Below are 10,292 nucleotides of genomic sequence, written 5' to 3'. Positions count from 1 at the left end.
GAACTGCTGACCGACCTGAAAATGGGCGGCATGGACTTCGCCATCGCCGACCCGACCCGCAAATCCAGCGAAGACGCGCTGCTCAAAGAAGCCGTCACCGCCTTCAAGGCCCGCGCCCAACTGGCCACCGACGCCCTGGGCGGCAAAGGCTACAAAATCGTCAACCTGAACCTCAACAGCAACGGCTACCCACAACCGTACCTGCGCGCCCCGATGATGATGAAAGCCGCCGGCATGGACTCCGCGCCGGTGACACCTGAAGTCGAAGCGGGTACCAGCCAGGTCAGCATGACCGCTGATGGCTCGATTGAAGTGTTGATGCAGTGATTTGATGTGGGCTGAATGAAAAACCGGCGATCAGACAATGATCGCCGGTTTTTTTGTGCCTGAGATTTGTGTTGTTTGCTCGGCCGTCATCGCTGGCAAGCCAGCTCCCACAAGGTCGTGCGTCGATTTCAAAATCGGCACAAACCTGTGGGAGCTGGCTTGCCAGCGATGAACGATAACGCGGTCTCAGGTTTGCGGATCAACCCGATCCAGCGCCCGGTTTACTGTCAGTTCGGCCAGCATGATGATCTGCTGAATACCGAGCACCGTGTTGCGCTGCGTGCCGCCCAACTCATTGGCGAAGTTGCTGGCTGCAGCGCTTGCGGAGGCCAGCGATTCGCAGGCGTGAGCGAGCAGGCTTTCGGTGTCGACGTTGGGACAGACCATGAACATCGTGCTCGGTTGGCGCGGTTTTCCGGGTTGGGGACAAAGATAGAAATCGAGGGCACGCTTGATGGCTTCGCGGTTGCGGGCGAGGTCTTCGTCGCGCAGGGCTTCTTCGAGTGGGGTTTCGAGGGGTGGGTCAGGGATTAATTTATCCATGGAGCATTTCCTTACGAATGACGCCATACGCTTCCGATCTCACTCGAGAAACGAGGTGGCAACTATGTACGGAGTGAGATTACCGGTAAGGAAACCAACCCGGCCGAACCGAAGTCCGCCCGTACATAGCCGCCATAAAGAACTGCCGACAGCATGAACTGGCGGCGATTATGGCGTTGCTTGCGCAGGTTTCCAAATTCGATAACCGGGAATCTCACCTCCCGATCGCAGAGTCCTCTGCGACGTCCGAAGCCTAGAGAGCCCACGTCCGACGGACAACCTGAAAACCTTGTGGGAAGGTTCTGGTAATTCGATACATATTTAAACAGCCCAAAGTAATCGGGTGACCGGGCGGGCCTCTTCGCGAGCAGGCTCACTCCTACAATTGGTTCGCGTGCAGTCTGCAAGAGATTGGTCGGCTGTCAGGCCGCCATCGCTGGCAAGCCAGCTCCCACAGGTAAGCAAAAGCCAAATCAAAAGATCGTCCGATCGCGGCCCGAGCCTTCGGCAACTCCTACAGAGGCGACAAGTACACCCCGCACGCGGCGCATGCCGCCCCACTCAATAGGCCGAGTGTCAGCTCGCCTGCTCTTGATCTTGATCCACGGGCGACATCGGAAGGCTGAGCGGAGGGATTGATCCGGGGGTGGGAGCGCAGCGACCGTTTGGCGCAGCCAAACACATCGAGAGGAGGTGCAGCGCAGCAAACCGGAGGCGATGCGCCCGGATCAATCCCGGAGCGAAGGAACCCCGAGCCCCAGCGAGCGGGCCGCACGCAGGAGCAAGCCTTTTTGGTTACTTTTTCGGCGTCTGGAAAAAGTGACCCGCCGTAAGGGCGGAACCCCAAGCAGCCATAACCGCAGCAACGGATATACACACAACCCGCCAGATATACCGAGATAGACACTCCCCCAAGAAAAACGATATTTCCGAAACCCCACAAATCCCCGCTACCCTCAAAAAACAACCACCTCCAATCTCCCCGGGGACTCCATGCCAAGATCCACCCTCAAACCACTCTTGATCTCCCTGGCCCTGGCCACAACCGCCCCGCTAGCAAACGCCGCCACAACACTCGTTTATTGCTCCGAAGCCAGCCCCGCCGGCTTCGACCCGAGCCAATACACCAGCGGTACCGACTTCGACGCCTCCGCCGAAACCGTCTTCAACCGCCTCACCCAATTCCAACGCGGCGGCACCGACATCGAACCCGGCCTGGCAACAAAATGGGACGTCTCAACCGACGGACTCCAATACACCTTCCACCTGCGCCAAAACGTAAAATTCCACACCACCGACTACTTCACCCCAACCCGAGACTTCAACGCCGACGACGTGTTGTTCACCTTCCAGCGCCTGCTCGACCCGGAAAACGCCTTCCGCAAAGCCTACCCCGCTGAGTCCCCGTACTTCACCGACATGGGCCTCAACACCACGATCAAATCGGTAGAAAAACTCGACGAAAATACCGTGCGCTTCAACCTCAACAACGTCGACGCCGCCTTCGTACAAAACCTCGCCATGAGCTTCGCCTCGGTGCAATCGGCCGAATACGCCGCGCAACTGCTGAAGGAAGGCAAAGCCGCCGACCTCAACCAGAAACCGATCGGCACCGGCCCGTTCGTGTTCAAGCGCTACCAAAAGGATTCACAAATCCGTTACGCCGCGAACAAGGCCTACTGGAAACCCGAAGACGTAAAAATTGACAACCTGATCTTCTCGATCACCCCGGACGCCGCCGTACGCCTGCAGAAACTCAAGACCGGCGAATGCCAGGTCAGCGGCTACCCACGCCCGGCTGACATCGAAGTCATGGAAAAAGACCCGAATCTGCGCGTACTCAAACAGGCCGGTTTCAACCTCGGTTTCCTCGCCTACAACACCACCCATCCACCGCTGGACCAACTCAAGGTGCGTCAGGCCCTGGACATGGCCATCGACAAACCGGCGATCATCAAAGCCGTTTATCAAAGCGCCGGCCAGTTGGCCGAGAACGCCTTGCCACCCGCGCAATGGTCCTTCGACCCGAACATCAAAGACGCGCCGCACGACCCGGTAAAAGCCAAAGCGCTACTCAAGGAAGCAGGGGTTGCACCCGGTACAACCATCAACCTCTGGGCGATGACAGTGCAGCGTGCCTCGAACCCGAATGCGCGGATGTCGGCGCAGATGATCCAGCAGGATTGGGAAAAAATCGGCATCAAGGCCAACATCGTCAGTTACGAATGGGGCGAGTACATCAAGCGTGCGAAAAATGGTGAACACGACGCGATGATCTATGGCTGGACCGGTGACAACGGTGACCCCGACAACTGGCTCGGTGTGCTGTACAGCTGCGCGGCAGTAAAAGGCAGCAACTACGCCAAATGGTGCGACCCGACCTACGACAAGCTGGTGCAACAGGCCAAGGTCTCGACCGACAAGTCGCAGCGGGTAAAACTGTATCAACAGGCGCAAATGATCCTTAAACAGCAAGTGCCGATCACGCCGATTGCCAACTCCACGGTGTTCCAGCCGCTGCGCAAGGAGGTCACCGACTTCCGCATCAGCCCGTTTGGTCTAACCCCTTTCTACGGTGTGGGTATAAATAAGTAACACCAAGCCCCAATGCGGCGCGCACAACGTGACCAGCGCACCGTTTTGGGGCTCCATTTGCACCGTAAAAACCACCCGCAAACGGTCAAATGCGTCAGAAGTTATACCGATGCGACATTAAGGTACGTTCGTGCCACCGTTTGAGGTCGCCGAGTGTTCTGGATCTTGCATTGGGTATGGCGCCTGCATAAGTATCCGCAGGCACGACTCACGAGGTCGTACCTCAAATCAAAAAATGACAACAAATCATGAGGCCAACATGCTTAAACACGCGGTCATTCCGTTTTTAGTCGGCGCAGGCTTGTTAGCCTCCGCACCTTTCGCATCCGCTGCGACTAACCTGGTGTTCTGCTCCGAAGGGAGCCCGGCCGGATTCGACCCAGGCCAGTACACCACCGGAACCGACTTCGACGCCTCAGCTGAAACCATGTTCAACCGTCTGACCCAGTTCGAGCGTGGCGGCACCGCCGTCGTTCCTGGTCTGGCGACCAAGTGGGACATTTCCGATGACGGCCTGACTTACACCTTCCACCTGCGTGAAGGCGTCAAGTTCCACACCACTCCGTACTTCAAGCCGACCCGCGAGTTCAACGCCGACGACGTGCTGTTCACCTTTAATCGCATGATTAACAAGGATGACCCGTTCCGTAAGGCGTACGCGACCGAATTCCCGTACTTCACCGACATGGGGATGGACACCAACATCACCAAGATCGATAAAGTCGATGACCACACCGTCAAGTTCACTCTGAAAGAAGTCGACGCTGCGTTCATCCAGAACATGGCCATGAGCTTCGCCTCGGTACAATCCGCCGAGTACGCAGCGCAGCTGCTGAAAGAAGGCAAGGCTGCCGACATCAACCAGAAACCCGTCGGCACCGGCCCGTTCGTGTTCAAGAGCTACCAGAAAGACTCGAACATCCGTTACACCGGCAACAAGGACTACTGGAAACCTGAAGACGTGAAGATCGATAACCTGATCTTCGCTATCACCACCGACCCGTCGGTGCGCATCCAGAAGCTGAAAAAGAACGAGTGCCAGGTCACCCTGTTCCCGCGTCCAGCCGACCTGAAAGCGCTGAAAGAAGACAAAACCCTGAAAATGCCTGACCAGGCTGGCTTCAACCTGGGCTACATCGCCTACAACGTGATGGACAAGGTCAAGGGCAGCAACGAGCCGAACCCGCTGGCTGACCTGCGCGTTCGCCAGGCGCTGGACATGGCCGTGAACAAGCCGCAGATCATCGACTCGGTTTACCAGGGCGCGGGCCAACTGGCCGTCAACGCCATGCCGCCGACCCAGTGGTCTTACGACACCACCATCAAAGACGCCAAGTACGACCCTGAGAAAGCCAAACAGCTGCTCAAGGAAGCCGGCGTCAAGGAAGGCACCGAGATCGTTCTGTGGGCGATGCCGGTACAGCGTCCGTACAACCCGAACGCCAAGCTGATGGCTGAAATGCTCCAGTCCGACTGGGCCAAGATCGGCTTGAAAGTGAAGATCACCAGCTACGAATGGGGCGAGTACATCAAGCGTTCCAAAGGTGGCGAGAACCAGGCCATGATCATTGGCTGGAGCGGCGACAATGGTGATCCGGACAACTGGCTGAACGTGTTGTTTGGTTGCGACTCGCTCAGCGGCAACAACTTCTCCAAGTGGTGCGACAAGAAGTTCGACGGCCTCGTCAAAGAAGCCAAGCGCACCACCGACCAGGGCAAGCGCACCGAACTGTACAAACAGGCGCAACACGTCCTCAAAGATGCAGTCCCTATGACACCTATCGCTCACTCGACGGTGTATCAACCCATGCGCGCCAACGTGCAGGACTTCAAGATCAGCCCATTCGGCTTGAACTCCTTCTACGGCGTCAGCGTCAGCAACTAAAAGAGACAGCGGCGACGTTTTCAGCGTCGCCGCTGTTTTTTTCTGCCGATTAGTTAGGAATTTGCCTACAACCTTTTCCACCCTGCCTATCCAGGGAGATACAGGACGTGTTGCCTTTTCCTACGAGTCTTTAGGACTCAACGCATTTACTGCCAGACCCACGGCCCCTACCGTCGGGTTCTGACCAGTGACTGCGTGGGCTAACGGTTTGTTGTCCGTACTGGTTTGAGCTCGATGCAGCCACAACGTCCCTGGACGGGACCGCGGCGCATCGAAACAACACTAAAAAAAGAGGGAGCGTCATGCGCCATACCTTGGTTTTTTCCGCATTGCTGGGCGCCGGCCTGTTGGCCGCCACGTCTGCCAGCCACGCCGCCAGCAACAGTCTGGTGTTCTGCTCCGAAGGCAGTCCGGCGGGTTTTGATACCGCGCAATACACGACGGCCACCGATAACGACGCCGCCGAGCCGCTGTACAACCGACTGGTCGAGTTCGAAAAAGGCGCGACCAACGTCGTACCCGGGCTGGCCACCAAGTGGGATATTTCCGAGGATGGTCTCAAGTACACCTTTCACCTACGTGAAGGTGTGAAATTTCATACAACGCCGTACTTCAAACCGACTCGCGACTTCAACGCCGACGACGTGCTGTTCACGTTTAACCGCATGCTTGATGCGCAGCAGCCATTCCGTAAGGCTTATCCGACCGAGTTCCCGTATTTCAACGGGATGAGCCTGAACAAGAACATCGCCAAGGTCGAGAAGACCGGGCCGCTGACCGTGGAGTTCACGCTCAACAGCGTCGACGCCGCGTTCATCCAGAACATCGCCATGAGCTTCGCCGCCATCCTGTCCGCCGAATACGCCGACAAGCTGATGGCCGAAGGCAAACCGAGCGACATCAACCAGAAGCCGATCGGCACCGGGCCGTACGTGTTCAAGAGTTATCAGAAAGACTCGAACATCCGCTACACCGGCAACCCGCACTATTGGGACCCGAGCCGGGTCAAGCTGAAGAACCTGATTTTCGCGATCAACACCGACGCCTCGGTGCGTGTGCAGAAGCTCAAGGCTGGCGAATGCCAGATTACCCTGCATCCGCGCCCGGCCGATGTTGAAGCATTGAAGGCCGATCCGAAGCTGCAACTGATCTCCAAACCGGGTTTCAACCTCGGTTACATCGCCTACAACGTGCGCCACAAACCGTTCGACCAGCTCGAAGTGCGTCAGGCGCTGGACATGGCGGTGAATAAACAAGGGATTCTCAACGCTGTTTATCAAGGCGCCGGCCAACTGGCCGTCAACGCCATGCCACCGACCCAGTGGTCCTACGACGACACCATCAAGGACGCCGCCTACAACCCGGAAAAAGCCAAAGAGCTGCTCAAGGCTGCCGGCGTCAAGGAAGGCACCGAGATCACCCTGTGGGCAATGCCGGTGCAACGTCCGTACAACCCGAACGCCAAACTGATGGCCGAAATGCTCCAGGCTGACTGGGCGAAAATCGGTCTGAAGGTGAAGATCGTCAGCTATGAATGGGGCGAGTACATCAAGCGCACCAAGAACGGCGAGCACGACATCAGCCTGATCGGCTGGACCGGTGACAACGGTGACCCGGACAACTGGCTCGGCACGCTGTACAGCTGCGACGCCATTGGCGGCAACAACTACTCCATGTGGTGCGACCCGGCTTACGACAAGCTGGTCAAAGAGGCCAAGGTCGTCACCGACCGCGACCAACGCACCGTGCTCTACAAACAGGCTCAGCAGTTGCTTAAACAGCAAGTGCCGATTACGCCTGTCGCCCACTCGACGGTCAACCAGCCATTAAGCACACGGGTTGAAGGGTTCAAGGTGAGCCCCTTCGGTCGCAACGTGTTCTCGGGTGTCAGTATCGATTAACCCAACCGATTAGCCGCAACGCTGAGGGGGACCGTCTATCCCCCTCACGCAAGCGCTTTGCCGAAATTCGCCAATCCGGCTTTTTGCAAACGTTTGCGATGTGTGAATGAGTTCTAAACCAATAACCGGCCAACCCAAAAAAGCCGGCATAAAAAGAAAGTAAAGGAGCTTCACCCATGAAACTGAGCAGCACCGCGATACTGGCCTTGGCCATCAGCAGCATCACCGCCACGGCGTACGCAGAACCTGCTAGTCAGGAGTTCGTCCCTACCACGTTGGCCGGTAGTAGCGCCCAAAGCGAGGCCAAAGGCTTTATCGATGGACAAAGCCTGGGCGGCACTACACGTAACTGGTATGCCAATGAATTGAAGCGTCGTGATGATCGCTTCAGCTACGTGAAAAACAGCGACAAGAACACCTCGCCTGTAGTCAAGACGCCAACTCCGCGTCGTATCAACTGGGTTCAGGGCACCATCGTCAACTACACCTCGGGCTTCACCCAAGGCACCGTTGGCGTCAGCACTGAAGTGGCGGCGTACAATGCCATCGTGCTGGACCGTGATCGCAAGGACATCGCCGGCGGCTCCAACCGTACCCTGGCGCACTCCGACGGCGACGCCGTAGACCAGTGGAGCAAACTGGGTCTGGCCAACGTGAAGCTACGCGTTTCCAACACCACGCTGACCGCCGGTCGCCAGAACTTCAGCACCCCGATCGTAGACGTCATCGGCAACCGTCCGCTGCCTTCGAGCTTTGAAGGTATTACCCTGCACAGCGAAGAGTTCAACAATCTGTCGTTCGACCTGGGCGGTTTCGACCGCGTCTCGCCTCGTACCGAACAGAGCCTGTCGAAATTCCGCACCGAGTACTCGGCCACTGGCGTTGAGACCGATAAGGTTTACATCGCTGGCGTCAACTACCAGCCATTCAAGAGTCTGAAAACCAGCCTGTACGGCTCCAACGTCGAAGACTTCTGGAACCAGTACTACTTCGGCGCCACCCACGAACTGGGTGACAGCCAGGTCCTGAGCCTGACCACCGGTCTGAACTACTACAAGACCGTCGACGAAGGCAAAAAGCTGATGGGCGAGATCGACAACGATACCTACTCGCTGTCGCTGGGCCTGGCTCACCAGGCGCACAGCCTGACCTTCTCGTACCAGGAAGTGAATGGCGATACCTACTTCGACTACCTGCACGAAACCAACGGCATCTACCTGGCCAACTCCCTGCTGTCGGACTTCAACGGCCCGAACGAGAAGTCCTTCCAGATCGCCTACGGCATCAACATGGCCGAATATGGCGTGCCAGGCCTGAAGTTCAACATCTACCAGGCACGCGGCTGGGGCATTGACGGTACTCACTACCGTGGCACCGCCTACACCGACCCGGGCGCCAAGCGCGGCGATCTGAGCCTGATGGACGGCGAAACTCACTACGAATACGGCATCGGTGCTTCCTACGCCGTGCAGAGCGGCCCGCTCAAAGCCACCGCGATTCGCGCGACGTACACCACGCACCGCGCCAGTGAAAACCAGGCTGACGGCAACATCAACGAGTTCCGTCTCGTGACCACGATTCCATTCAACATCCTGTAAAAACGCCAACCGACGGCTGACTCAGTGACGAGTCGGCCGTTCGGTTTTTTGTCTTCAACCGATTGCAGAGGGTTATCGATGAAAATGCTTCCCCTACGTGCGGCCGTCGCTGCCGCGTTGTTGAGCGCCGCCATCGGCGTCTCGGCCAAACCCTTGGTGGTCTGCACCGAAGCCAGTCCGGAAGGCTTCGACATGGTCCAGTACACAACTGCAGTCACTGCCGATGCGGTGGCCGAAACGATCTTCAACCGTCTGGCGGACTTCAAGCCCGGCACCACCGAAGTGATTCCGGCACTGGCCGAATCCTGGGACATCAGTGAAGACGGCCTGACCTACACGTTCCACCTGCGCAAAGGCGTCAAGTTACACACCACCGAATATTTCAAGCCGACCCGCGACATGAACGCCGACGACGTGGTCTGGAGCTTCCAGCGTCAGCTGGACCCGAATCACCCATGGCACAAACTGTCGAGCGTGGGCTTCCCGTACTTTGAAAGCATGGGCTTCAAGGAACTGCTGAAAAACGTCGAAAAAGTCGACGACAACACCGTCAAGTTCACCCTGACCCGCCGCGAAGCGCCGTTCCTGGCCGATATCGCGATGGCGTTCTCCTCGATCTACCCGGCCGAATACGCCGACCAGTTGCTCAAAGCCAACAAGACCGGCGACCTCAACAACAAGCCGATCGGCACCGGCCCGTTCATCTTCCAGCGCTACGCAAAAGACGCTCAGGTGCGCTTCAAGGCCAACCCGGATTACTTCCGAGGCAAGGCGCCGGCTGACGCGTTGATCCTGGCCATCGCCACCGACAACAACGTGCGCCTGCAAAAGCTCAAGGCCAACGAGTGCCAGATCGCCCTGTATCCAAAACCGGACGACATCCCGAGCATCAAGAAAGACAGCAACCTGAAAGTCGATGAACTGGACGCGATGACCGTCTCTTACATCGCCATGAACACCCAGCACAAGTACATGAGCGACGTGCGCGTGCGCAAAGCCATCGACATCGCGTTCGACAAGGAAGCCTATGTCAACGCGCTGTTCGGCAAAGGCAATGCGTCGGTCGCGGTCAACCCGTACCCGCCGACCCTGCTCGGCTACAACCACGACCTGAAGAACCCGCCACGTGACCTCGACGCCGCCCGCAAGCTGCTCAAGGAAGCCGGGGTTCCGGAAGGCACCGTGTTTACCCTGTTTACCCGCAACGGTGGCGGTCCGACCAACCCCAACCCGATGCTCGGCGCGCAGATGATGCAGGCTGACCTGGCGAAAGTCGGGATCAAAATCGACATCCGCGTCATGGAATGGGGCGAGATGCTCAAACGCGCCAAGGCCGGCGAACACGATATGGTCTCGGCCGGATGGGCGGGCGAAAACGTAGACAGGGATATATTACTGTAGTGTATTCTATTTTGTGATGTCGATATGTTATGCGTTATCTTT

At 57.6% G+C, this 10,292-nt stretch carries 6 protein-coding genes and 1 pseudogene; 6 read left to right on the top strand and 1 reads right to left on the bottom strand.

The window, feature by feature from the left end:
• On the top strand, positions 1-327 hold a 327-nt coding region (locus tag ACIONG_RS28740), incomplete at its 5' end, for an SIMPL domain-containing protein (RefSeq protein WP_401304271.1).
• 186 nt (positions 328-513) lie between these two features.
• Here ACIONG_RS28740 and ACIONG_RS28735 read toward each other — a convergent pair.
• The gene (locus tag ACIONG_RS28735) at positions 514-870 is read right to left on the bottom strand and encodes a DUF6124 family protein (RefSeq protein ID WP_401304269.1); all 357 of its coding nucleotides are present in this window, start codon (positions 868-870) and stop codon (positions 514-516) included.
• Between the two features lie 993 nt (positions 871-1,863).
• Here ACIONG_RS28735 and ACIONG_RS28730 point away from each other — a divergent pair.
• The 5 genes and pseudogenes from ACIONG_RS28730 to ACIONG_RS28710 form a co-directional block, all read left to right on the top strand.
• A complete protein-coding gene (locus ACIONG_RS28730; protein WP_401304266.1) occupies positions 1,864-3,465 on the top strand; it encodes an ABC transporter substrate-binding protein in 1,602 nt (533 codons plus the stop codon).
• A 259-nt stretch (positions 3,466-3,724) separates the two neighbouring features.
• Positions 3,725-5,350: an ABC transporter substrate-binding protein gene (locus ACIONG_RS28725; protein ID WP_401304264.1), complete on the top strand. Its 1,626-nt coding sequence runs from the start codon at positions 3,725-3,727 to the stop codon at positions 5,348-5,350.
• A 302-nt stretch (positions 5,351-5,652) separates the two neighbouring features.
• Positions 5,653-7,251 carry an ABC transporter substrate-binding protein gene (locus ACIONG_RS28720; protein WP_103303148.1) on the top strand — a complete coding sequence of 533 codons (1,599 nt, stop codon included), beginning with the start codon at positions 5,653-5,655 and terminating at the stop codon, positions 7,249-7,251.
• A gap of 176 nt (positions 7,252-7,427) precedes the next feature.
• The gene (locus ACIONG_RS28715; protein ID WP_127925813.1) at positions 7,428-8,849 is read left to right on the top strand and encodes an OprD family porin; all 1,422 of its coding nucleotides are present in this window, start codon (positions 7,428-7,430) and stop codon (positions 8,847-8,849) included.
• A 78-nt stretch (positions 8,850-8,927) separates the two neighbouring features.
• A pseudogene (locus tag ACIONG_RS28710) lies at positions 8,928-10,247 on the top strand (ABC transporter substrate-binding protein); the annotation flags it as partial.
• Between the last annotated feature and the right edge of the window lie 45 nt (positions 10,248-10,292).

It is taken from the genome of Pseudomonas sp. NPDC087817, from assembly GCF_044742875.1.
Lineage (GTDB): Bacteria > Pseudomonadota > Gammaproteobacteria > Pseudomonadales > Pseudomonadaceae > Aquipseudomonas.
The sequence above is the reverse complement of the archived record's forward strand: the minus strand, read 5'-3'. Positions and strand labels throughout refer to the sequence as shown.

Coding starts and splice junctions, on each gene's coding strand:
- ACIONG_RS28735 (WP_401304269.1), bottom strand. CDS start 870: ATGGATAAATTAATCCCTGACCCACCCCTCGAAACCCCACTCGAAGAA.
- ACIONG_RS28730 (WP_401304266.1), top strand. CDS start 1,864: ATGCCAAGATCCACCCTCAAACCACTCTTGATCTCCCTGGCCCTGGCC.
- ACIONG_RS28715 (WP_127925813.1), top strand. CDS start 7,428: ATGAAACTGAGCAGCACCGCGATACTGGCCTTGGCCATCAGCAGCATC.
- ACIONG_RS28720 (WP_103303148.1), top strand. CDS start 5,653: ATGCGCCATACCTTGGTTTTTTCCGCATTGCTGGGCGCCGGCCTGTTG.
- ACIONG_RS28725 (WP_401304264.1), top strand. CDS start 3,725: ATGCTTAAACACGCGGTCATTCCGTTTTTAGTCGGCGCAGGCTTGTTA.